The sequence below is a fragment of the Croceitalea sp. W27 genome, from assembly GCF_055693185.1.
Genome location: NZ_CM146327.1, coordinates 1 through 22,267, shown reverse-complemented (window position 1 = coordinate 22,267; position 22,267 = coordinate 1). Strand labels below are relative to the sequence as shown.

Sequence of the window (22,267 nt, the reverse complement as noted above, 5' to 3'; positions counted from 1 at the left end):
GAATTCCATGAAATCAATTACGCTTTATCATTTGATGATTAAAAATCAAAAAATGATTGGTATTAAATTTTCTCCCGATCGGCTGATACAAAGTTTGATAAAGGGGCTTCCTAATCCCAAATGGAGCCAACGATATAACATGGCTTATATTGAAAATACCAAAGCGAACCTTGGTATTGTATTCAATACTTTTAAAGGCGTCGTTTGGATAAATTATAACAGGTTTTTGACAAATAGGCCAATTAGTTCCTCGAATGAAAAGGTTGATGTGGAGTGGTTCAGGAGACGAAAGCCTATTTCGGGTTACCGAACTTGCCCCGAAGCTTATCTGTTAAAGCTTGAACTCAAGCGATATGCCAATAGTACTGTAAAAACCTATGTCACTTTTTTTGAGCTTTTCATAAATCACTTTGATGATAAAGAGTTGAACGAACTAGATGAGGGTGATGTTCGAGCCTTTCTTCAAAGTCTCATACAACAGAATCGCTCAAATTCATATGTAAACCAAGCCATCAACGCCATCAAATTCTATTATGAAGCGGTTTTAGGAATGCCCAATCGTTTCTATGAAATTGAAAGACCAAGAAAGGAATCTAAACTACCCAAGGTAATTTCAAAAAATGAGGTGCTTTCGATAATCGAGCATACCAATAATATCAAACATCGATGTGTTGTGGAATTGTTATATGGTTCAGGTTTACGCCGTAGTGAGTTATTGAATTTAAGGCTTACCGATGTTGACAGTCAGCGTATGCTAATTCGTGTCGAAGGTTCAAAAGGGAACAAAGACCGGCAAACCTTATTGTCGAAAACAGCCCTTAACGACCTCAGAGCCTATTTTAAGGAATATCGGCCTAAAACTTATCTTTTCGAAGGTAAAAGTGGAAAAAAATATAGTGCTCAAAGCGTTTTAAAAATAGTCACCGAAGCTGCGGAAAAAGCAAAAATCCCTTTGCGAGTAACACCCCATATGCTGAGGCACAGCTTTGCCACGCACTTATTAGAGTCAGGCACCGATTTAAGACAAATTCAAGTGCTTTTGGGCCACAGTTCTACAAAAACAACAGAAATTTATACCCACGTGGCGATTAATACTTTTGAAACAATTAAAAATCCATTAGATTAGTGTGCCTATAAGAAGAATAAACACACTAGTGTGTTTATCGTATTGTTAGGTAGCATTAAAACAAAAAAATGAAATATGGCAGAACATATAATTCACGAATATGATAAGCAGGCATTTAATTGTCCTAGATGTGGAGCATTCGCCAATCAAGAATGGTATTTAGCAAATGCTATTGACAAATTCAAAGCTGAATATCACGGCTCAACGGTTGGAAAAGGGAGTATCGATGAGTTTGCATTCTCAAAGTGTATCCATTGTCATCAAGTTTCAGTTTGGGATAAGAAGAAGAAGACAATGATATTTCCAAAAAATAATAACCGAACTTTTGATTTAACAGAAATACCTAAAGATTTAGCGGAGGACTATACAGAAGCGTGTTTAGTAATCGGTGACAGTCCAAAAGCTAGTGCTGCCTTAAGTCGTAGATGTTTACAAGCAGTTTTGAGAGAACAGGGATTCTCGGACAAAAGTCTTTATAAAGAAATTCAATTGGCAATTGACAGCGGAAAATTACCTAGTCATATTTCAGAAAGTTTAGATGCCATAAGAAACATAGGAAATTTTGCAGCACATCCTTTGAAAGATACCAATTCTGGAGAAGTTGTGCCTGTCGAGCCAGGAGAAGCTGAATGGAATTTGGAAACACTGGAATTCCTATTTGATTTTTTTTATGTCCAACCCGCTAGAACAAGAAAAAGGAAAGAAGCTTTGAATGAGAAATTAAAAAATGCAGGGAAACCCGAAATGAAATAAAAAACGCTACCTAACAAAGAACTGAGTTAAAAAACAAGTTCTTTTAAGTTAATCTGGACACATAATTTTCATCATAGGGCATCCCTGATTTTGCAATGGCAAATGCTTGTTTTAAAAGTTTGTTGGACACTGCTATCAATGCCAGTTTCTTGCTCTTCCCCTTTGCTGTTATCCGTTCATAGATTTCCCTGCATCCCTTATTGTGCTTACAGGCCGAAAAAGCACATAAAAACAATAGGTTTCTTAATTTTCTATTGCCCACCTTACTAATTCTGCTCTTTCCCCTGACGCTGCTTCCGGAACGTCGTGTTGTTGGGGTGATACCGGCATAATTACATAGTTGGCCCGCATTATCGAACTTGGTAAAGCCTTCGGTCAGAACAATCAATAATGCAACGGTCTTATCTCCCAACCCAGGTATGCTCTTTAAATTGGTAAGTTGTTGCTGTTGGGTCTCTTTGACCAAGCAGAGCAATCGCTCATTAAGCGAACACAGCTCTCGGTCCAAAACCTTTAACGTACGTTTCAATGAACCGTACACCGCTTTTGAAGGTACCCCCAGCACCTTTTCACCGTGAAGCTTGTTCTTGACCTGGGTACGCTGTTTTAGGTAGATGTCCATTAAGGCCAATAACTGAAGGCTCTCCGCTTGCTCCTTTCCCTTGCCATCATAGAGCGGAACTTCATTGACAAGCCCATAATCCCGTATGGCCATGGCATCACTCTTATCGGTCTTTACCTTGGCCAGTTTCATTTGTCTAAACCGCTTTACCGACAAAGGGTTTACAACGGACACTTTGATACCTGAACCATGAAGAAACTGTGCCAATAAATAGTGGTAATATCCTGTAGCTTCCATAATCACCAAATCTTCTTCCCCCAATAACTTAAGGTATTGCTTAAAACCCTTGGGGCCATTAATGAACTGATGGTGCCGACCATTGGGGTCCATGACATCAAATACATCCTTACTGATATCCACTCCGTGGATTTTGCTATCTTTATTCATATCGAAATGTTTTGGAAAGGACGACCCATCTAAGCTTCAACAACTTAAAATCGAGATCTCGGTCTCACAGAACTGAACGAATTCTTGGATGGAAAAGAGAGGGGGCCATCAATGTTGACGGAATCATTACTTCCTATGGCTATATTGGCCTTGATCCTCTCTTTTGTTCTTTCTGATTTATAAATACAATCTAATCAAAAACAAACTTAAGATGGCTATAGTTAATACGGGGTTTAGGGCTTAGCCCAAAGGTTGGGTGTATTTATAAAATCCGCAAAATCTGTTGGATTTTGCTTTAACAACAAAAAAGAAAAAACAAAACAAACAGTTTTTGCTAAGTGCGTGGCAGAAAGGAAATCGCTAATTTGCTCCCGTACAAACCATAGGTACTGTGTCAAAAAACAAGTTTTTTCTTTAAAATATTAGGAAACAAGTTGAGTAATCAATTTGTTATCCCGCGCAGCAAGGGCTTCATGCTTTTGCTGCTTTTTTATTTCAAACTCGGCATCATAAACTTCTTCGTTCTTCCATAGGGTGTACATCAATATCAATAGCTTTCTCTGAACCGCTACCAAGGCCACTAATGGCTTCGCTTTTTTAGGCTTCAGTCTATTATAGAATTGTTTCAGTGTTGGGTTACAGCGCACACAGGTCATCGATGGCATATGTAGCGCTGCTCTGATATGACTGTTCCCCTTTTTACTGATTCTTGTTTTTCCTTTGAAATTACCGGACTCTCGCAATACAACATCATAACCGGCATAGCCGGCCAGTTGTTTTGCGTTGGTTATCGATTCAAAACCTAAGGTCTCTCCAACGACCGTAGCAGCCGATATGAAGGAAATACCCGGTATACTCATCATAAAACCAATCTTCCTTTCCAACTCTTCGTTTTGTGAAATAAGCCCTTTCATCTCCGATTCTATCATTTCTATCTGTGCGTTGAGAAGTTTTAATCTGTTCTTGTGTCTCTTTAAAGCTTTGGCATTGCTATAAACACTAGATGCAATGGCTCCCTGGCGATTATTCTCTATCGTCCTGTCCTTTAACAAAGAGCTACGTTCCCTGCTCAATGCCTTTAATGCTTGAAGTGCCTTACTTGGTGGGTTCCAAAGACGAATAGACCTTTCCAGACCAAGCATACTGAGCATCCTACTATCCAGGGCATCGGTCTTAGAGCGTTGATCCAAACTCTGAGCATAACGCTTTACACGACCGGACTGCATCACACAAACATTATAACCATTATCATACAGATAATGGGCTATACCTTGGTGATAGACCCCAGTAGCTTCCATGACGACCAATAGTTCCACGCTAGGGTCAACCGAACCCTTTAGCCAGTTCAAAAGCTCTTTATAACCCAATATATCATTGGGTACATCTGGATGGGAATTGAATTCCTTGACCAGCTTATCCGTTAGAAATCCAAGGGACAATGATAAGTTCAATTTTGAAACATCGATTCCCAAACTTTGTTTTAACCGCTTTTCCATTTTATCATTTTTAAAGCTAAAATCCCCTGTATCATCTTTGCTCGCATTTGATTCGACCTCTATAAATAGGATCTAGGTACTGTTCAGATTCCAAGAAGATTATAGAAGGGCCGAAAACCTATGAAACGATATCATTCAATGTATCTAGCCGAGACCTCGATGTCCCTCCTATTTAAGCTTGTTAATTGCTTTCTAAGCTAAAGCTTTAGCTTAGAAAATATTTTGATAATTATAGTATCTTCATCATCAATAACAAACATACGAGCCGAGACGTTGCCATTAATTTGAATCATTGAAGAACTTTGTAATCTTAGTACTAATTTTGACGTTTTCGTCTTGCCAAAAACGTGAAGAAATACCTAAAGAACTAATTTATTCTTTTGAGTATTTGAACGAAAATTGGGAGAAAAAGGAGATTGATAAATTCAAGAGTATATCAGAAAATGATACCACCCCTAGGGATTATCATTTCGGAATCGGACTGCATATTAGAAATAATCTTCTTAGACACAATCCAAAATCGGACTCAATTGTAAAATTTTTTAATGATTTGAAAATACATCATTTTGACTATATGTCAGGTATAATTTTGACATCATATCATAGACATCTCAACGAAAAGGACGTAAATCTTAAAGAACAAGTAAACAGAATTATTGAAATGCTTAAGCCTACCGTGGACTGCCAAAACCGTCGAAAGAAAAAAGCTAAAGAATTGTATAACAGTTTTAAAGTTAATGATACAATTTCCGTTCAAATGCCTGTAAGTACATTCTCGAATAATAAGAGCGTTGTAAGTTATAATTGCCCAAACAATAATTGGCAATTTGACAACGCGAAAGACTTATTGATTGACGGAATAATTACGGAAAAATATATTAGAAAGGACTCGTTTTCGGACAACCCTAATGAAATTTATGAAGAGTACAATTTTAAATTGAAAATTCTAAAAATGAATAATCCGGACATCCATTATTTTACAAGACAGGTAACGACGGGAGATGAAATTGAACTTCCATTGGATTATTCATACAATGTGGAATAAAAACTAATGGCAACAATGGCTATAGCAAATAGGGCGTAAAGTCCCATTCCCATTGGCCCGGGCGTACTTGCTAACACCGCCGAATCTTTTGGATTCGGCATTTGTAATGAATAAGATAAATACGAACGCAAAAGATTCGGCTAAGGGCTTGGCGGAATGGCCGGTGCCGTCCGACCGCCCTACTTGCCATAGGTACTGTGTCAAAAAACAAGTTTTTTCTTTAAAATATTAGGAAACAAGTTGAGTAATCAATTTGTTATCCCGCGCAGCAAGGGCTTCATGCTTTTGCTGCTTTTTTATTTCAAACTCGGCATCATAAACTTCTTCGTTCTTCCATAGGGTGTACATCAATATCAATAGCTTTCTCTGAACCGCTACCAAGGCCACTAATGGCTTCGCTTTTTTAGGCTTCAGTCTATTATAGAATTGTTTCAGTGTTGGGTTACAGCGCACACAGGTCATCGATGGCATATGTAGCGCTGCTCTGATATGACTGTTCCCCTTTTTACTGATTCTTGTTTTTCCTTTGAAATTACCGGACTCTCGCAATACAACATCATAACCGGCATAGCCGGCCAGTTGTTTTGCGTTGGTTATCGATTCAAAACCTAAGGTCTCTCCAACGACCGTAGCAGCCGATATGAAGGAAATACCCGGTATACTCATCATAAAACCAATCTTCCTTTCCAACTCTTCGTTTTGTGAAATAAGCCCTTTCATCTCCGATTCTATCATTTCTATCTGTGCGTTGAGAAGTTTTAATCTGTTCTTGTGTCTCTTTAAAGCTTTGGCATTGCTATAAACACTAGATGCAATGGCTCCCTGGCGATTATTCTCTATCGTCCTGTCCTTTAACAAAGAGCTACGTTCCCTGCTCAATGCCTTTAATGCTTGAAGTGCCTTACTTGGTGGGTTCCAAAGACGAATAGACCTTTCCAGACCAAGCATACTGAGCATCCTACTATCCAGGGCATCGGTCTTAGAGCGTTGATCCAAACTCTGAGCATAACGCTTTACACGACCGGACTGCATCACACAAACATTATAACCATTATCATACAGATAATGGGCTATACCTTGGTGATAGACCCCAGTAGCTTCCATGACGACCAATAGTTCCACGCTAGGGTCAACCGAACCCTTTAGCCAGTTCAAAAGCTCTTTATAACCCAATATATCATTGGGTACATCTGGATGGGAATTGAATTCCTTGACCAGCTTATCCGTTAGAAATCCAAGGGACAATGATAAGTTCAATTTTGAAACATCGATTCCCAAACTTTGTTTTAACCGCTTTTCCATTTTATCATTTTTAAAGCTAAAATCCCCTGTATCATCTTTGCTCGCATTTGATTCGACCTCTATAAATAGGATCTAGGTACTGTTCAGATTCCAAGAAGATTATAGAAGGGCCGAAAACCTATGAAACGATATCATTCAATGTATCTAGCCGAGACCTCGATGTCCCTCCTATTTAAGCTTGTTAATTGCTTTCTAAGCTAAAGCTTTAGCTTAGAAAATATTTTGATAATTATAGTATCTTCATCATCAATAACAAACATACGAGCCGAACCGTTAGCGAACATATTGCATTAAAGTATAATGTGCTTCGTACTTCTCCTGAATATTTTTAAAAATTAAGACTAAGATTTGGGTAAAGACGCATTTTTAAAATGGTTTCTTTGGGTCAGTTCTTACCAAAGTTCTGGTGGTCTTTTATGCTAACAGGCTTGCCAATGTTTGGCGCTTGGACGGATTTCACTCAAACGCAACGGTTGCGCAATCGTTACGCAGACGGACAAGAGACCATTTTAAAAGAGTTAAGGCAAAAATGAATGGTTTGGGCTTTGGCTAAGGTTGGCGCTCCAACACGCTCGCTAACAAAACCTCCTATGAAAAGCCCTAGTCCAGTTCTCTAAAGTTAATCAATATTTTTTTTGCCTTAAACCACCTTGTTGTTTTTGATATAACTTGCTCCCACTCCTATGTGTGATACACCTGTGTTTAGGGTTCACCAGCATCTCTATGATTATAAATTATAATAGAACCGGTCACTTGCTAAAAATGTGATCCACGCTATGGCGTGGTCACGGGTTTTGTTTTGTGATACGGTCCTTACTACTGTTTTAGAGCTTTGTTATTGTTTTTTGATTATGTTTTATTCAACTACACCTACAGTATAGGGAACTTCGGTCTTGATTACGGCCAATGTCCTACTAAGGAGCTTTCTAGCGACTTTGATAATGATACGCTTCACGTTTTTACCTTGATGCTTACGATAGTAGGCCTGCATGACAGGATCTGCGCGGATAGCTTGCCATGAAGCCTCAACAAAATAACTCCGTAATAAACGATTTGCCCTTGGGGTCATGCCCATCGTTCTTTGATGATCTCCACTTTGATGTACACTTGGTGCCAAACCTACATAACCCGCCAACTGCTTTACGCTGTTGAAACGTCTCAAGTCACCCAGTTCACAAAGAATGGCGCAGGCTACTATTCCCCCAATGCCGGGTATGCTCCTAAGTAATAGATAATCTTTCTTGTAATGCACCTTACAGTACCTTCTCAGTTGTGTCGAAACATCGCGAAGCTCCTGGTCTACGAAACGAAAGAAACGCATCCTACTATCAAGGGCAGCCTTCGCAGTCGGATGTACAAAGACCATATCGTCCAACCACTTGCGGTACCTGTGGCTCCAATGGTCGTTGTCGAACTCCTCGGGTTCTTTTATACCGAAATACAATAACTGCATCTTAATGTAACTCTTGATCCTTCTGAAATCCTTGACCAAATCGTTCCGACGGCGGAAAAGACTTCGAAGCTCTTCTCTTTCGATATCAGGGACCATAATACTTTCCAATCGACCATCCTTAAGCTCACGTGCTATCAACTGAGCATCGATCTTATCGGTCTTGGTGTGCTTCTCCTTACCTTTTCTATGAATGTCAGCAGGATTCACGACCAAACTTCGCCAACCATAACCCTCGAAACAACGGTGGGCATGATAACCGAAGCAGCCCGCCTCGTAGGCCGTCGTAACTTCATGGCCGGGGAAATGCCTTGTAACGTATTTAAACAATTGTTCGGGATCAGGGGACATACTAAAAGATTTACCCGAGAAAAGATCCGTCGCACAATGTACCTTCCAACTTCGCTTGTGAATGTCGATACCAATGAATAGCTTTGGTAGAGCAGTTTGTTGTGTGTTCATATCTTTTGATTTTCGTGAATCTTAAAGATACTCGACAGGCTGCTTTTTCATCGATGCTATAATTAATCGCTACATATTTTCCTCACGGAAAATCTTTAGCAATTATACTTAACTTAGCTACAACGCTGGAAATATATTGCGGACAATTCCGCAACTAATCATAGCTCAGGCGTTGTAGCACATTTGAGAAAACCTTGAAAATAGTTGAGAAAAACATAGAAGATTGGATTAAACCCTATGCAACAATAGTAGGAGATAAATTAAATGTTGATGAAAGTCTAAGAGAGACCAACCCTTCTGAATTTTATCTGAGGTTGACCTTGCCAAGTCAATTTGAGAGTTATGCAATCGCCTTACATTCATTTTGGATTAACCATAAGATTCCTATTGAAAAAGTCTTTACGAACGAGAATTCAAATGAGGAATTTCCCGAAGAAGATTATTCACGAATTAATTGGAAAGAATTTTGCCTAAGAAAAGGGCGTGAATTTGACCTGAATAGAGAACTAAATTCAAGAATCAAACATACTGACAGTTATGACAAACAACTTAATAACGAATTATATCCTGGCGAGGGACTTATGGATAACGAACACTTATTGAGTCTAATAGAAATTGTTAATGAGTTGTACGGAAATCAAGTTATCGATGCATTTTACACTTTTCTATCAACCAAAAACTGGGAAAAAGATTTGATTTATTCAGGTAAAATATCTGAAATGCCAAAATTGTTTGACATTGAGAACCTAAGATTAACACCAAGCCTTATTTATCCAATTGAGCGGAATTGGGTTGTGAATACGGACTATGATTTACCTTTTTCAACGATTGGTGGAGAAACAGAATTTATATCGGAACTCTCTAAAAGAAATCCGAACGAAATAATAATTATTAACCGATAAAAAACGTGCTACAACATTGGCTATAAACAATTGCTATTACAGGCTTATCCTGAAAATCCTCGTGGATTTTCAGTTTGGTGTGTACTTGCAAAGTTAAGTGCTAAACCACTCAACTACTCATAGGTACTGTGTCAAAAAACAAGTTTTTTCTTTAAAATATTAGGAAACAAGTTGAGTAATCAATTTGTTATCCCGCGCAGCAAGGGCTTCATGCTTTTGCTGCTTTTTTATTTCAAACTCGGCATCATAAACTTCTTCGTTCTTCCATAGGGTGTACATCAATATCAATAGCTTTCTCTGAACCGCTACCAAGGCCACTAATGGCTTCGCTTTTTTAGGCTTCAGTCTATTATAGAATTGTTTCAGTGTTGGGTTACAGCGCACACAGGTCATCGATGGCATATGTAGCGCTGCTCTGATATGACTGTTCCCCTTTTTACTGATTCTTGTTTTTCCTTTGAAATTACCGGACTCTCGCAATACAACATCATAACCGGCATAGCCGGCCAGTTGTTTTGCGTTGGTTATCGATTCAAAACCTAAGGTCTCTCCAACGACCGTAGCAGCCGATATGAAGGAAATACCCGGTATACTCATCATAAAACCAATCTTCCTTTCCAACTCTTCGTTTTGTGAAATAAGCCCTTTCATCTCCGATTCTATCATTTCTATCTGTGCGTTGAGAAGTTTTAATCTGTTCTTGTGTCTCTTTAAAGCTTTGGCATTGCTATAAACACTAGATGCAATGGCTCCCTGGCGATTATTCTCTATCGTCCTGTCCTTTAACAAAGAGCTACGTTCCCTGCTCAATGCCTTTAATGCTTGAAGTGCCTTACTTGGTGGGTTCCAAAGACGAATAGACCTTTCCAGACCAAGCATACTGAGCATCCTACTATCCAGGGCATCGGTCTTAGAGCGTTGATCCAAACTCTGAGCATAACGCTTTACACGACCGGACTGCATCACACAAACATTATAACCATTATCATACAGATAATGGGCTATACCTTGGTGATAGACCCCAGTAGCTTCCATGACGACCAATAGTTCCACGCTAGGGTCAACCGAACCCTTTAGCCAGTTCAAAAGCTCTTTATAACCCAATATATCATTGGGTACATCTGGATGGGAATTGAATTCCTTGACCAGCTTATCCGTTAGAAATCCAAGGGACAATGATAAGTTCAATTTTGAAACATCGATTCCCAAACTTTGTTTTAACCGCTTTTCCATTTTATCATTTTTAAAGCTAAAATCCCCTGTATCATCTTTGCTCGCATTTGATTCGACCTCTATAAATAGGATCTAGGTACTGTTCAGATTCCAAGAAGATTATAGAAGGGCCGAAAACCTATGAAACGATATCATTCAATGTATCTAGCCGAGACCTCGATGTCCCTCCTATTTAAGCTTGTTAATTGCTTTCTAAGCTAAAGCTTTAGCTTAGAAAATATTTTGATAATTATAGTATCTTCATCATCAATAACAAACATACGAGCCGGAGCCGTTGCCAACCATTAGACAAAAATTGAGAATGAAAGAGTATTTCCAACTTCAATTTAAAATGATTAACAGAAAAATGATTGATTTCGGAATTCCACTTTTGATTGGATATACACTTTTGCCATTTGTTTTTATTTTGCTGTCTAATTACCTATTTGAAAAAACAGAATTTGCACATTATGTTTATGGATTATTTGCTTTAAGTTTCGTTTCAAAATTAAGTGAACCTAAAAGAAATGATTTTTTAAAATCTATATTTAATAAAGGCAAATACACAAATTTAAGAGTAATAGAAAACCTTACTTATTGTTTTCCTTTCACTCTTTTTTTGATTTATAAAAATCTATTCGCCTTTACTGTAATATTAAACTTATTTGTAATTTTAATCACGATATTTAATTTCAGCACAAATATAAATGTAACAATTCCAACGCCATTCGGTAAAAAACCTTTCGAATTTACCGTTGGTTTTAGAAAGACATTTTATGTTTTTCCGATAGCTTATTTCTTAACTTACATTTCAGTATCAGTTGGAAATTTTAACCTTGGTGTTTTCTCTATGTTATTAATTGGATTCACCTGCTTTTCATATTATTCAAAAATAGAAAACGAATATTTTGTTTGGAATTTCAATTTGTCAGCAAAAGAATTCTTAATAGAAAAAACGAAAACGTGCTTAATCTTTTTTACACTTTTAAGCTTACCAATCATAACAGCTTTAAGTATTTCATTTTTTAAAGAAATAGATATTTTGATTGTATTTCTTCTTTTGTGCTATGCTTATCTCACAACAATAATTTTCGCTAAATATTCGTCTTTTCCGAACGAAATGAATATGTCTCAAGGAATTTTAATTGCAATTAGTTTTTTGTTTCCACCAATACTTCTAATATTTATTCCTCTTTTTTATTCAAAATCTATTACAAAATTAAATACCATTTTAAATGATTAAAATTGAAAATTTATCAAAGTTTTATGGTAAAAAACAAGTTCTAAATTCAATAAATTTAGAATTTAAGAAAGGTAAAATATATGGGATTGTTGGAGAAAATGGAGCTGGAAAAACAACTTTATTTAGGTGTATTTCTGGACTTGAAAACTATAAAGGTAATATCTTTTCTGATTATACTAAATTAAAAGACCATTTAGGACTTTTATTAACAGAACAGTTCTTTTTCTCTAAAATTACAGGAAAAGAATATATACAACTGCTTGCCAACGCAAGACAAAAAGAACTAACCAATATTGAGGACAAAAACATATTTGATTTACCATTAAATCAATATGCTTCAACCTACTCAACTGGAATGAAAAAGAAATTGGCTTTAACTGCTATTCTATTGCAGAAAAATAATGTATTCATTCTGGACGAACCTTTCAATGGTGTTGATATACAAAGTAATTTAATCATAACTGAAATCATAAAAAGATTTAGAAAATTAGAGAAAACAGTAATTATTTCATCTCATATATTTTCAACTTTAGCGAATACTTGTGATGAAATTTATTTAATGAAAAACGGAGAAATTATAAAGAAAGTAGAACAAGTAGATTTTAATAAACTTGAAAATGAAATGAAAGAATTTACAATCGGAAATAGAATTAACAAACTTGAATTGAAATAAATAACGGTTGGCAACAAAGAACTGAGGTAAAAAACAAGTTTTTCCTTCTTTAATTTGAGACATTATTATTCTAGGCTCATAGATTCCCTAACTTGATTCTTTGAGATTTTTTTATTCAAATAGCTTTCTATTTATCTAGGCAATATCGAAACGTAAGTTTCATCATATGGCCTGCCAGATTTTGCAATGGCAAAACACTGTTTAAGTAACTTATTAGCTACTGCTATCAAAGCAAGCTTCTTGCTTTTTCCTTTATTTACGATTCGCTCATAAACCGCCTTACATGCCTTGTTATGCTTACAAGCATTAAAAGAGCATAGAAACAATAGATTACGTAGTTTTCTATTACCAACCTTACTTATTCGTGACCGACCTCTAACGCTGCTCCCTGACTCCCTTATCGTTGGAGTTATACCAACGTAACTACAAAGCTGTGATGCAGTCTCAAACTTGGAAAAACCATCGGTCACAATTATTAAGAACAATGCTGTCTTTTGACCTATGCCCGGTATGGAAGTCAACAAGGTTAGTTGCTCCTGTTGGTCCTCTTTTACCAATGCCAGAATCTTTGATTCGATAGTTGCTACTTCTTTATCCAACTGTTTCTTGTTACGTAGTAAGGAGCGATACACAAACTTTGAGGGAACGCCCAGAACAGCTTCGCCATGTATCTTGTTCTTGACCTGGGTACGCTGCTTTAAATAGGTGTCCAACAATCTGAACAACTGTAAACATTCACTCTGGGTGTCCGTCAAAGCATTGTAAAGAGGAACTTCATTTATCAAAGCATATTCACAAATAGCATTCGCATCGCTCTTATCAGTTTTTACTTTGGCCAGTTTCATTTGAATGAAACGTTTTATCGATAAAGGATTTACTACCGATACTACTACCCCATTTTTGTAAAGAAACTGGGCAAGTCTGTAATGGTAATAGCCAGTAGCCTCCATAACCACCAGTGAACCCTTTGGTAGTTCTTTAAGGAACTTCTTAAAACCAGATGCATCGTTCTTGTATTGGTTATGGCCTAATAAACTACCATGCACATCAAAGACATCTTTGCTAATGTCGACTCCATAAGTTTCTTTATATTTATTCATATAAACGATTTGTGAAAGAGCATACTACCTTACTCACAACAACTTGAAAACGAGATCAAGGTCTCACAGAACTGAACGTGATCTGAGTAGTAAAAGAGAGAGGATTATCAATGTTGTCGAAGTCTTAAGCTTCACCGTGTATACTAACCTTAATTCTCTCTTTTGTTCTTTCTGATTATTACATCAATTTATAGAGAATCAAACTTAAGCCGTGTATAATTCATTGCTAGTTATAGCTTACTTACGAAAGTCCTAGCGGACTTTCTATCTGTGATTTATTTGCTAACTTTATTGCTTAACCACGCAACGAAATCATACACAAACACGTTAGCGAACATATTGCATTAAAGTATAATGTGCTTCGTACTTCTCCTGAATATTTTTAAAAATTAAGACTAAGATTTGGGTAAAGACGCATTTTTAAAATGGTTTCTTTGGGTCAGTTCTTACCAAAGTTCTGGTGGTCTTTTATGCTAACAGGCTTGCCAATGTTTGGCGCTTGGACGGATTTCACTCAAACGCAACGGTTGCGCAATCGTTACGCAGACGGACAAGAGACCATTTTAAAAGAGTTAAGGCAAAAATGAATGGTTTGGGCTTTGGCTAAGGTTGGCGCTCCAACACGCTCGCTAACAAAACCTATAATTAATCGCTACATATTTTCCTCACGGAAAATCTTTAGCAATTATACTTAACTTAGCTACAACGCTGGAAATATATTGCGGACAATTCCGCAACTAATCATAGCTCAGGCGTTGGCATTAATTTTAATCAAATGAACAAACTGACTGTCCCAACCCTTTTGGGGCTCTTAATCCTAAGTTGTGGAGATAATAATCGAACGGAAAAACTAGAGGCGGAAATACTTAGTTTAAAATTTCGCAATGATTCCTTAGAAAATATAGTTAGCGGAATAAAGGACAAATATGTGTTCGACAGCATAACGGTGAGACAAATTCCTCATTATGCTAACACCAATAAGTTAAACTCTATTTACAAAGAAGAATTTGTCTTCATAGGATATAATACAGGCGATAAAACTTCAGTAGTTATTGGAGATAGTATTATCTACGACAATGGAATGGAGGTAGTGAATGGCAATGTCTTAAGTTCAAAAAAAGGCGCTTTTCAACATGAAATAAAACTCACGCAAGATAGAAACTTCTATCACGGAGTTATGAAAACGAAAAACGATTACGGAAAAAATTATGAAATTCAAGTTAGTTCTGGAATCGCTACTATGAAAAACTAATGCCAACAATGGCTCCTATGAAAAGCCATAGTCCAGTGTCTCAAAGATAGTTAATATGTAATTTTTATCTTAAACCACTTTTTTCTTTTTAGTATAACTTGCTCAGCATCCTATATGTGATCGTCTTTAAAGTCGTCACCAGCATCTGTATGATTATAAGCTATAATACGTTCAATCACTTGCTAACCGATGTGATGACCTGAATACGGGCCCCACCTACATTGTTCTGTGCTTTGAACGTTTGCCTTTAAATGAGCTTGGCTATCATTGTTTTTATTCTACTACCCCTATTTCATAGGGCGTCCTTGTTTTGATAACGGCCAATGTCCGGCTCAATAGCTTTCTGGCCACTTTAACGATTACTTTTTTAACGTTCTTTCCTTGGTGTTTCCTGTAATACCGCTGCATAATGGGGTCGGTACGTATCGCCTGCCATGATGCCTCGATGAAATAACTGCGCACCAAACGGTGCGCACGCATGGCCATTCCCGTATGTTTTAGAGTGTCCCCGCTTTGGTAAATGCCAGGGGAGAGACCAACATAGCCCGCCAGTTGTTTGATGTTCCTGAACCTTCGCAGGTCCCCCAGCTCGCTCAAGATGCCACTGGCAACTATGGGGCCGATCCCCGGGATACTCCGCAGGAGCATATAATCCTCTTTGTAATGTTTCTTGGTCCATTTGCGCAGTTGTGTGGAAACGTCCCTGAACTCCCGGTCGATGAACCTAAAGCTCCGCATGCGGCTCTCCAATGACTCCTTGCCCGTTTGGAACTCAAAGTCCAGGGCATCCAACCAATGCCTGAAACCATGGCTCCAATGGTCGTTGTCGTACTGTTCGGGCACCTTGATACCGTAATAGAGCAACTGCATCTTGATGTAGCTCTTTATCTGGCGCATGTCCTTCACAAGGTCGTTCCTCCTTCGGAACAGGCTGCGAAGCTGCTCACGCTTGGGATCCGGTACCTCGATACCGGCCAACCTGCCGTCCTTGAGCTCCCTTGCCAATAGTTGCGCATCTATGCTATCGGTCTTGGTATGGCGCTCCTTGCCACGGCGGAAAACATCCGCTGGGTTCACTACCATTGAATCCCAACCATAGGACTCAAAACAACGGTGGGCGGAATAACCGCAGCAGCCCGCCTCATAGACAGTGCTGACATGGTGGCCACCATAGTACTTGTTCACGTAGTTCTCCAATTGAGCGGCATCTGGAACCATGGAAAAGGTCTTGCCCATTCCGATATCAGTGGCACAATGTACCTTCCAGCTCCGTTTGTGGATGTCAATGCCAATGTATAACTTAGGCGTTGCAGTAATTTGAGTGTCCATATCTTAAGTTTTTTGCTGACCTTTAAGATACTCGACTTACTGCTTTTTCATAGATGCTATAAGTAATGCGGACTTGAAGGCCTAAACCAATGGGCTGTGTATATTTATGAAGTCGCTAAATCTTATGGATTTAGCTTTGGACAAGAAAAATAAAAACTAAACCAAAAGCTTTAGCTTCGTGCGTAGAAGGAAACGAAAAGTTTCCTTACTACCGCACTACGCTTAGCCCAACCGTTGTGCAACATTTGACTTAACCGAAATATGAAAAGAATAATATTTACAATAATTTTAATTTCTTCATTTTTATTTGGCTTTTCCCAAAATGATTCAACTCTTTATAAAAAAGGAGTTTATAAGACATTCTCTGATTTCAAAAATAAAATCCCAAATGAATCAGTTGAATTTACAACTCATCAATTAAAAAACAACTTGTCAATTGGAATTCAATTACGAGATGAAAATTACAAGCGGATTAAAAAAGCATTTGCAGTTTCGGATGGAGAAACCGTTTTTGTAAAAGTTAAAGAAGTTCAAAAATTAGTGCGAAAAAACCAAAAAGTAGGAACACCTCTTGACTCTGGCTGGGACTTTATGCCATCGCTTTTAAAATCAAAAGATATAATTTATTTCGAAAATTATTATGTTGGTCTAGGAACTCAAATATTTGGAGGAAAATCATATTTGACTGGAATTATTTATAATTTAAAAACAGAAAAATTTACAGTCTTCAACTCTAATGATAAAATAAATGAGTTTATAACTGAATTTGATTCAGATTTATCTAATAAATACAATTTTTCAGGAAAAAGAGTTGACTTAAATAAAGTTAGGGAACTAATTAATGAAATTACAACTGAATTATAAAAACGTTGCACAACAATGCTCCTATGAAAAGCCATAGTCCAGTGTCCCAAAGATAGTTAATATGTAATTTTTATCTTAAACCACTTTTTTCTTTTTAGTATAACTTGCTCAGCATCCTATATGTGATCGTCTTTAAAGTCGTCACCAGCATCTGTATGATTATAAGCTATAATACGTTCAATCACTTGCTAACCGATGTGATGACCTGAATACGGGCCTCACCTACATTGTTATGTGCTTTGAACGTTTGCCTTTAAATGAGCTTGGCTATCATTGTTTTTATTCTACTACCCCTATTTCATAGGGCGTCCTTGTTTTGATAACGGCCAATGTCCGGCTCAATAGCTTTCTGGCCACTTTAACGATTACTTTTTTAACGTTCTTTCCTTGGTGTTTCCTGTAATACCGCTGCATAATGGGGTCGGCACGTATCGCCTGCCATGATGCCTCAATGAAATAACTGCGCACCAAACGGTGCGCACGCATGGCCATTCCCGTATGTTTTAGAGTGTCCCCGCTTTGGTAAATGCCAGGGGAGAGACCAACATAGCCCGCCAGCTGTTTGATGTTCCTGAACCTTCGCAGGTCCCCCAGCTCGCTCAAGATGCCACTGGCAACTATGGGGCCGATCCCCGGGATACTGCGCAGGAGCATATAATCCTCTTTGTAATGTTTCTTGGTCCATTTGCGCAGTTGTGTGGAAACGTCCCTGAACTCCCGGTCGATGAACCTAAAGCTCCGCATGCGGCTCTCCAATGACTCCTTGCCCGTTTGGAACTCAAAGTCCAGGGCATCCAACCAATGCCTGAAACCATGGCTCCAGTGGTCGTTGTCGTACTGTTCGGGCACCTTGATACCATAATAGAGCAACTGCATCTTGATGTAGCTCTTTATCTGGCGCATGTCCTTCACAAGGTCGTTCCTCCTTCGGAACAGGCTGCGAAGCTGCTCACGCTTGGAATCCGGTACCTCGATACCGGCCAACCTGCCGTCCTTGAGCTCCCTTGCCAATAGTTGCGCATCTATGCTATCGGTCTTGGTATGGCGCTCCTTGCCACGGCGGAAAACATCCGCCGGGTTCACTACCATTGAATCCCAACCATAGGACTCAAAACAACGGTGGGCGGAATAACCGCAGCAGCCCGCCTCATAGACAGTGCTGACATGGTGGCCACCATAGTACTTGTTCACGTAGCTCTCCAATTGATAAGCGTCCGGAACCATGGAAAAGGTCTTGCCCATTCCGATATCAGTGGCACAATGTACCTTCCAGCTCCGTTTGTGGATGTCAATGCCAATGTATAACTTAGGTGTTGCAGTAATTTGAGTGTCCATATCTTAAGTTTTTTGCTAACCTTTAAGATACTCGACTTACTGCTTTTTCATAGATGCTAACCGCAATTACGGCGGATTCGACTACGTCCGAATCCACTCGGAATTGCTAAAGCCTGTGCCAAACCGAATATTAACGCATATTAACCCGTAACTGACGGTTATACGAGACCGTTGTGCTTCATTATAACCAACCGCTAACCAATGATAAAATTCTTTAGAAAAATTAGACAAAAATTACTCTCTGAAAACAAATTTAGTAAGTATCTGATTTATGCAATTGGAGAGATAATACTTGTTGTAATCGGAATTCTAATCGCATTACAAATTAATAATTGGAATGAGAATAGAAAAATAAACAACTTAAAACAAACCTATTACAAGCAACTGTTGTCCGACCTTGAAGCTGACAAGAACTATGCAGACGCTACAATCGAAACATTGAATTCTCAAATAAAAAAGTATGAGGACTATAAGAGTGCATTTGAAGAGCCAAACCTCACCATTCAAAGTGCTATTAACAAATCGTTAGAATCCGCTGGCCCCACACTCAGTATCAAGTTTAAAACCAGTACAATCAATTCTCTAATAAATACTGGAGAGATAAATTTATTGGACATAGAAATGAGGGATAAGTTGGCCAAGTATGATGCTAATATGAATCAGGTGGAAACACTTCATGCATATAACAGTTCTATTGCAGGTGGGATGGCCCAAAAAGTATTGATGACTGCAGGTGCGCCAGACTTGTTAATGAGACTTCGAAATCAAAAAATTCTAAGCGGATTTTTGGTCCATGCTATTAAACAAGAGGATACATTTTTGATTCTTGAGGGTTATTTATGGCAAAGAAGTACAGGAAATAGCACTACCATAAATGGTCTAAATAAATTAAAGGAAAATGCCGATGAAATAATTGCTATTCTTAATTATAAAATTAAAAAATAACGAAAGCACAACAAAGAACTGAGTTAAAAAACAAGTTCTTTTAAGTTAATCTGGACACATAATTTTCATCATAGGGCATCCCTGATTTTGCAATGGCAAATGCTTGTTTTAAAAGTTTGTTGGACACTGCTATCAATGCCAGTTTCTTGCTCTTCCCCTTTGCTGTTATCCGTTCATAGATTTCCCTGCATCCCTTATTGTGCTTACAGGCCGAAAAAGCACATAAAAACAATAGGTTTCTTAATTTTCTATTGCCCACCTTACTAATTCTGCTCTTTCCCCTGACGCTGCTTCCGGAACGTCGTGTTGTTGGGGTGATACCGGCATAATTACATAGTTGGCCCGCATTATCGAACTTGGTAAAGCCTTCGGTCAGAACAATCAATAATGCAACGGTCTTATCTCCCAACCCAGGTATGCTCTTTAAATTGGTAAGTTGTTGCTGTTGGGTCTCTTTGACCAAGCAGAGCAATCGCTCATTAAGCGAACACAGCTCTCGGTCCAAAACCTTTAACGTACGTTTCAATGAACCGTACACCGCTTTTGAAGGTACCCCCAGCACCTTTTCACCGTGAAGCTTGTTCTTGACCTGGGTACGCTGTTTTAGGTAGATGTCCATTAAGGCCAATAACTGAAGGCTCTCCGCTTGCTCCTTTCCCTTGCCATCATAGAGCGGAACTTCATTGACAAGCCCATAATCCCGTATGGCCATGGCATCACTCTTATCGGTCTTTACCTTGGCCAGTTTCATTTGTCTAAACCGCTTTACCGACAAAGGGTTTACAACGGACACTTTGATACCTGAACCATGAAGAAACTGTGCCAATAAATAGTGGTAATATCCTGTAGCTTCCATAATCACCAAATCTTCTTCCCCCAATAACTTAAGGTATTGCTTAAAACCCTTGGGGCCATTAATGAACTGATGGTGCCGACCATTGGGGTCCATGACATCAAATACATCCTTACTGATATCCACTCCGTGGATTTTGCTATCTTTATTCATATCGAAATGTTTTGGAAAGGACGACCCATCTAAGCTTCAACAACTTAAAATCGAGATCTCGGTCTCACAGAACTGAACGAATTCTTGGATGGAAAAGAGAGGGGGCCATCAATGTTGACGGAATCATTACTTCCTATGGCTATATTGGCCTTGATCCTCTCTTTTGTTCTTTCTGATTTATAAATACAATCTAATCAAAAACAAACTTAAGATGGCTATAGTTAATACGGGGTTTAGGGCTTAGCCCAAAGGTTGGGTGTATTTATAAAATCCGCAAAATCTGTTGGATTTTGCTTTAACAACAAAAAAGAAAAAACAAAACAAACAGTTTTTGCTAAGTGCGTGGCAGAAAGGAAATCGCTAATTTGCTCCCGTACAAACCATAGGTACTGTGTCAAAAAACAAGTTTTTTCTTTAAAATATTAGGAAACAAGTTGAGTAATCAATTTGTTATCCCGCGCAGCAAGGGCTTCATGCTTTTGCTGCTTTTTTATTTCAAACTCGGCATCATAAACTTCTTCGTTCTTCCATAGGGTGTACATCAATATCAATAGCTTTCTCTGAACCGCTACCAAGGCCACTAATGGCTTCGCTTTTTTAGGCTTCAGTCTATTATAGAATTGTTTCAGTGTTGGGTTACAGCGCACACAGGTCATCGATGGCATATGTAGCGCTGCTCTGATATGACTGTTCCCCTTTTTACTGATTCTTGTTTTTCCTTTGAAATTACCGGACTCTCGCAATACAACATCATAACCGGCATAGCCGGCCAGTTGTTTTGCGTTGGTTATCGATTCAAAACCTAAGGTCTCTCCAACGACCGTAGCAGCCGATATGAAGGAAATACCCGGTATACTCATCATAAAACCAATCTTCCTTTCCAACTCTTCGTTTTGTGAAATAAGCCCTTTCATCTCCGATTCTATCATTTCTATCTGTGCGTTGAGAAGTTTTAATCTGTTCTTGTGTCTCTTTAAAGCTTTGGCATTGCTATAAACACTAGATGCAATGGCTCCCTGGCGATTATTCTCTATCGTCCTGTCCTTTAACAAAGAGCTACGTTCCCTGCTCAATGCCTTTAATGCTTGAAGTGCCTTACTTGGTGGGTTCCAAAGACGAATAGACCTTTCCAGACCAAGCATACTGAGCATCCTACTATCCAGGGCATCGGTCTTAGAGCGTTGATCCAAACTCTGAGCATAACGCTTTACACGACCGGACTGCATCACACAAACATTATAACCATTATCATACAGATAATGGGCTATACCTTGGTGATAGACCCCAGTAGCTTCCATGACGACCAATAGTTCCACGCTAGGGTCAACCGAACCCTTTAGCCAGTTCAAAAGCTCTTTATAACCCAATATATCATTGGGTACATCTGGATGGGAATTGAATTCCTTGACCAGCTTATCCGTTAGAAATCCAAGGGACAATGATAAGTTCAATTTTGAAACATCGATTCCCAAACTTTGTTTTAACCGCTTTTCCATTTTATCATTTTTAAAGCTAAAATCCCCTGTATCATCTTTGCTCGCATTTGATTCGACCTCTATAAATAGGATCTAGGTACTGTTCAGATTCCAAGAAGATTATAGAAGGGCCGAAAACCTATGAAACGATATCATTCAATGCATCTAGCCGAGACCTCGATGTCCCTCCTATTTAAGCTTGTTAATTGCTTTCTAAGCTAAAGCTTTAGCTTAGAAAATATTTTGATAATTATAGTATCTTCATCATCAATAACAAACATACGAGCC

Annotated in this window: 21 protein-coding genes; 11 read left to right on the top strand and 10 right to left on the bottom strand. The window is 38.4% G+C overall.

Annotated elements, in window-relative coordinates; genetic code table 11:
• Nucleotides 1–52: 52 nt before the first annotated feature.
• Nucleotides 53–1,126 (top strand): site-specific tyrosine recombinase/integron integrase, encoded by a 1,074-nt coding sequence (xerA, locus tag ACZ1GR_RS00105; RefSeq protein WP_472610260.1) that lies wholly within the window; start codon nt 53–55, stop codon nt 1,124–1,126.
• A gap of 75 nt (nt 1,127–1,201) precedes the next feature.
• Nucleotides 1,202–1,879: a DUF4145 domain-containing protein gene (locus ACZ1GR_RS00100; protein ID WP_472610259.1), complete on the top strand. Its 678-nt coding sequence runs from the start codon at nt 1,202–1,204 to the stop codon at nt 1,877–1,879.
• A 43-nt stretch (nt 1,880–1,922) separates the two neighbouring features.
• Here ACZ1GR_RS00100 and ACZ1GR_RS00095 read toward each other — a convergent pair whose 3' ends face one another.
• Both ACZ1GR_RS00095 and ACZ1GR_RS00090 read right to left on the bottom strand, forming a co-directional pair.
• Nucleotides 1,923–2,888, bottom strand: a complete 966-nt coding sequence (locus ACZ1GR_RS00095; RefSeq protein WP_472610248.1) for an IS110 family RNA-guided transposase — start codon at nt 2,886–2,888, stop codon at nt 1,923–1,925.
• A 422-nt stretch (nt 2,889–3,310) separates the two neighbouring features.
• Nucleotides 3,311–4,384, bottom strand: a complete 1,074-nt coding sequence (locus ACZ1GR_RS00090) for an IS110 family RNA-guided transposase (protein ID WP_472609463.1) — start codon at nt 4,382–4,384, stop codon at nt 3,311–3,313.
• A gap of 292 nt (nt 4,385–4,676) precedes the next feature.
• Here ACZ1GR_RS00090 and ACZ1GR_RS00085 point away from each other — a divergent pair, with 292 nt between their 5' ends.
• Nucleotides 4,677–5,429, top strand: a complete 753-nt coding sequence (locus ACZ1GR_RS00085; protein WP_138853753.1) for a DUF6794 domain-containing protein — start codon at nt 4,677–4,679, stop codon at nt 5,427–5,429.
• 228 nt (nt 5,430–5,657) lie between these two features.
• Here the strand turns inward: ACZ1GR_RS00085 and ACZ1GR_RS00080 are convergent, their stop codons facing one another.
• Entirely contained in the window at nt 5,658–6,731 is a 1,074-nt protein-coding gene (locus ACZ1GR_RS00080) for an IS110 family RNA-guided transposase (RefSeq protein WP_472609463.1), read from the bottom strand.
• A gap of 380 nt (nt 6,732–7,111) precedes the next feature.
• On the opposite strand from ACZ1GR_RS00080, the gene ACZ1GR_RS00075 reads away from it, so the two are divergent.
• A complete protein-coding gene (locus tag ACZ1GR_RS00075; protein WP_472610253.1) occupies nt 7,112–7,264 on the top strand; it encodes a hypothetical protein in 153 nt (50 codons plus the stop codon).
• A gap of 323 nt (nt 7,265–7,587) precedes the next feature.
• Here ACZ1GR_RS00075 and ACZ1GR_RS00070 read toward each other — a convergent pair whose 3' ends face one another.
• Nucleotides 7,588–8,643, bottom strand: a complete 1,056-nt coding sequence (locus ACZ1GR_RS00070) for an IS110 family RNA-guided transposase (RefSeq protein ID WP_472610258.1) — start codon at nt 8,641–8,643, stop codon at nt 7,588–7,590.
• A gap of 194 nt (nt 8,644–8,837) precedes the next feature.
• Between ACZ1GR_RS00070 and ACZ1GR_RS00065 the strand changes: the two genes are divergently transcribed.
• On the top strand, nt 8,838–9,545 hold the full coding sequence (locus tag ACZ1GR_RS00065; protein ID WP_472610257.1) for a hypothetical protein: 708 nt from the start codon (nt 8,838–8,840) through the stop codon (nt 9,543–9,545).
• A 159-nt stretch (nt 9,546–9,704) separates the two neighbouring features.
• Here the strand turns inward: ACZ1GR_RS00065 and ACZ1GR_RS00060 are convergent, their stop codons facing one another.
• Entirely contained in the window at nt 9,705–10,778 is a 1,074-nt protein-coding gene (locus ACZ1GR_RS00060; protein ID WP_472609463.1) for an IS110 family RNA-guided transposase, read from the bottom strand.
• Between the two features lie 301 nt (nt 10,779–11,079).
• Between ACZ1GR_RS00060 and ACZ1GR_RS00055 the strand changes: the two genes are divergently transcribed.
• A complete protein-coding gene (locus ACZ1GR_RS00055; RefSeq protein ID WP_472610256.1) occupies nt 11,080–12,000 on the top strand; it encodes an ABC transporter permease in 921 nt (306 codons plus the stop codon).
• Nucleotides 11,993–12,673, top strand: coding sequence for an ABC transporter ATP-binding protein (locus tag ACZ1GR_RS00050; protein ID WP_472610255.1), 681 nt, complete (start codon nt 11,993–11,995; stop codon nt 12,671–12,673). The genes ACZ1GR_RS00055 and ACZ1GR_RS00050 overlap by 8 nt, the downstream gene beginning before the upstream one ends.
• 131 nt (nt 12,674–12,804) lie before the next feature.
• Here the strand turns inward: ACZ1GR_RS00050 and ACZ1GR_RS00045 are convergent, their stop codons facing one another.
• Entirely contained in the window at nt 12,805–13,773 is a 969-nt protein-coding gene (locus ACZ1GR_RS00045; protein ID WP_472610254.1) for an IS110 family RNA-guided transposase, read from the bottom strand.
• A gap of 434 nt (nt 13,774–14,207) precedes the next feature.
• Here ACZ1GR_RS00045 and ACZ1GR_RS00040 point away from each other — a divergent pair, with 434 nt between their 5' ends.
• Nucleotides 14,208–14,360, top strand: coding sequence for a hypothetical protein (locus ACZ1GR_RS00040; protein WP_472610253.1), 153 nt, complete (start codon nt 14,208–14,210; stop codon nt 14,358–14,360).
• Nucleotides 14,361–14,548: 188 nt separating this feature from the next.
• A complete protein-coding gene (locus ACZ1GR_RS00035) occupies nt 14,549–15,025 on the top strand; it encodes a hypothetical protein (RefSeq protein ID WP_472610252.1) in 477 nt (158 codons plus the stop codon).
• Nucleotides 15,026–15,298: 273 nt separating this feature from the next.
• Here the strand turns inward: ACZ1GR_RS00035 and ACZ1GR_RS00030 are convergent, their stop codons facing one another.
• On the bottom strand, nt 15,299–16,261 hold the full coding sequence (locus ACZ1GR_RS00030; protein WP_472611837.1) for an IS110 family RNA-guided transposase: 963 nt from the start codon (nt 16,259–16,261) through the stop codon (nt 15,299–15,301).
• 354 nt (nt 16,262–16,615) lie between these two features.
• Here ACZ1GR_RS00030 and ACZ1GR_RS00025 point away from each other — a divergent pair, with 354 nt between their 5' ends.
• On the top strand, nt 16,616–17,218 hold the full coding sequence (locus ACZ1GR_RS00025) for a hypothetical protein (RefSeq protein ID WP_472610251.1): 603 nt from the start codon (nt 16,616–16,618) through the stop codon (nt 17,216–17,218).
• Between the two features lie 279 nt (nt 17,219–17,497).
• Here ACZ1GR_RS00025 and ACZ1GR_RS00020 read toward each other — a convergent pair whose 3' ends face one another.
• A complete protein-coding gene (locus ACZ1GR_RS00020) occupies nt 17,498–18,553 on the bottom strand; it encodes an IS110 family RNA-guided transposase (protein ID WP_472610250.1) in 1,056 nt (351 codons plus the stop codon).
• Between the two features lie 201 nt (nt 18,554–18,754).
• On the opposite strand from ACZ1GR_RS00020, the gene ACZ1GR_RS00015 reads away from it, so the two are divergent.
• Entirely contained in the window at nt 18,755–19,498 is a 744-nt protein-coding gene (locus ACZ1GR_RS00015; RefSeq protein WP_472610249.1) for a DUF6090 family protein, read from the top strand.
• A gap of 40 nt (nt 19,499–19,538) precedes the next feature.
• On the opposite strand, the gene ACZ1GR_RS00010 is transcribed toward ACZ1GR_RS00015, so the two are convergent.
• Together ACZ1GR_RS00010 and ACZ1GR_RS00005 are read right to left on the bottom strand one after the other, a co-directional pair.
• Nucleotides 19,539–20,504 carry an IS110 family RNA-guided transposase gene (locus ACZ1GR_RS00010; RefSeq protein WP_472610248.1) on the bottom strand — a complete coding sequence of 322 codons (966 nt, stop codon included), beginning with the start codon at nt 20,502–20,504 and terminating at the stop codon, nt 19,539–19,541.
• Between the two features lie 422 nt (nt 20,505–20,926).
• The gene (locus ACZ1GR_RS00005; RefSeq protein WP_472609463.1) at nt 20,927–22,000 is read right to left on the bottom strand and encodes an IS110 family RNA-guided transposase; all 1,074 of its coding nucleotides are present in this window, start codon (nt 21,998–22,000) and stop codon (nt 20,927–20,929) included.
• Nucleotides 22,001–22,267 lie beyond the last annotated feature (267 nt).

What these genes read in the sequence shown, in the direction of transcription:
- ACZ1GR_RS00010 (WP_472610248.1), bottom strand. Translation starts at nt 20,504, where the DNA reads ATGAATAAAGATAGCAAAATCCACGGAGTGGATATCAGTAAGGATGTA.
- ACZ1GR_RS00015 (WP_472610249.1), top strand. Translation starts at nt 18,755, where the DNA reads ATGATAAAATTCTTTAGAAAAATTAGACAAAAATTACTCTCTGAAAAC.
- ACZ1GR_RS00025 (WP_472610251.1), top strand. Translation starts at nt 16,616, where the DNA reads ATGAAAAGAATAATATTTACAATAATTTTAATTTCTTCATTTTTATTT.
- ACZ1GR_RS00055 (WP_472610256.1), top strand. Translation starts at nt 11,080, where the DNA reads ATGAAAGAGTATTTCCAACTTCAATTTAAAATGATTAACAGAAAAATG.
- xerA (WP_472610260.1), top strand. Translation starts at nt 53, where the DNA reads ATGATTGGTATTAAATTTTCTCCCGATCGGCTGATACAAAGTTTGATA.
- ACZ1GR_RS00090 (WP_472609463.1), bottom strand. Translation starts at nt 4,384, where the DNA reads ATGGAAAAGCGGTTAAAACAAAGTTTGGGAATCGATGTTTCAAAATTG.
- ACZ1GR_RS00060 (WP_472609463.1), bottom strand. Translation starts at nt 10,778, where the DNA reads ATGGAAAAGCGGTTAAAACAAAGTTTGGGAATCGATGTTTCAAAATTG.
- ACZ1GR_RS00095 (WP_472610248.1), bottom strand. Translation starts at nt 2,888, where the DNA reads ATGAATAAAGATAGCAAAATCCACGGAGTGGATATCAGTAAGGATGTA.
- ACZ1GR_RS00030 (WP_472611837.1), bottom strand. Translation starts at nt 16,261, where the DNA reads ATGGGCAAGACCTTTTCCATGGTTCCAGATGCCGCTCAATTGGAGAAC.
- ACZ1GR_RS00005 (WP_472609463.1), bottom strand. Translation starts at nt 22,000, where the DNA reads ATGGAAAAGCGGTTAAAACAAAGTTTGGGAATCGATGTTTCAAAATTG.
- ACZ1GR_RS00045 (WP_472610254.1), bottom strand. Translation starts at nt 13,773, where the DNA reads ATGAATAAATATAAAGAAACTTATGGAGTCGACATTAGCAAAGATGTC.
- ACZ1GR_RS00080 (WP_472609463.1), bottom strand. Translation starts at nt 6,731, where the DNA reads ATGGAAAAGCGGTTAAAACAAAGTTTGGGAATCGATGTTTCAAAATTG.
- ACZ1GR_RS00070 (WP_472610258.1), bottom strand. Translation starts at nt 8,643, where the DNA reads ATGAACACACAACAAACTGCTCTACCAAAGCTATTCATTGGTATCGAC.
- ACZ1GR_RS00020 (WP_472610250.1), bottom strand. Translation starts at nt 18,553, where the DNA reads ATGGACACTCAAATTACTGCAACACCTAAGTTATACATTGGCATTGAC.
- ACZ1GR_RS00035 (WP_472610252.1), top strand. Translation starts at nt 14,549, where the DNA reads ATGAACAAACTGACTGTCCCAACCCTTTTGGGGCTCTTAATCCTAAGT.
- ACZ1GR_RS00050 (WP_472610255.1), top strand. Translation starts at nt 11,993, where the DNA reads ATGATTAAAATTGAAAATTTATCAAAGTTTTATGGTAAAAAACAAGTT.
- ACZ1GR_RS00100 (WP_472610259.1), top strand. Translation starts at nt 1,202, where the DNA reads ATGGCAGAACATATAATTCACGAATATGATAAGCAGGCATTTAATTGT.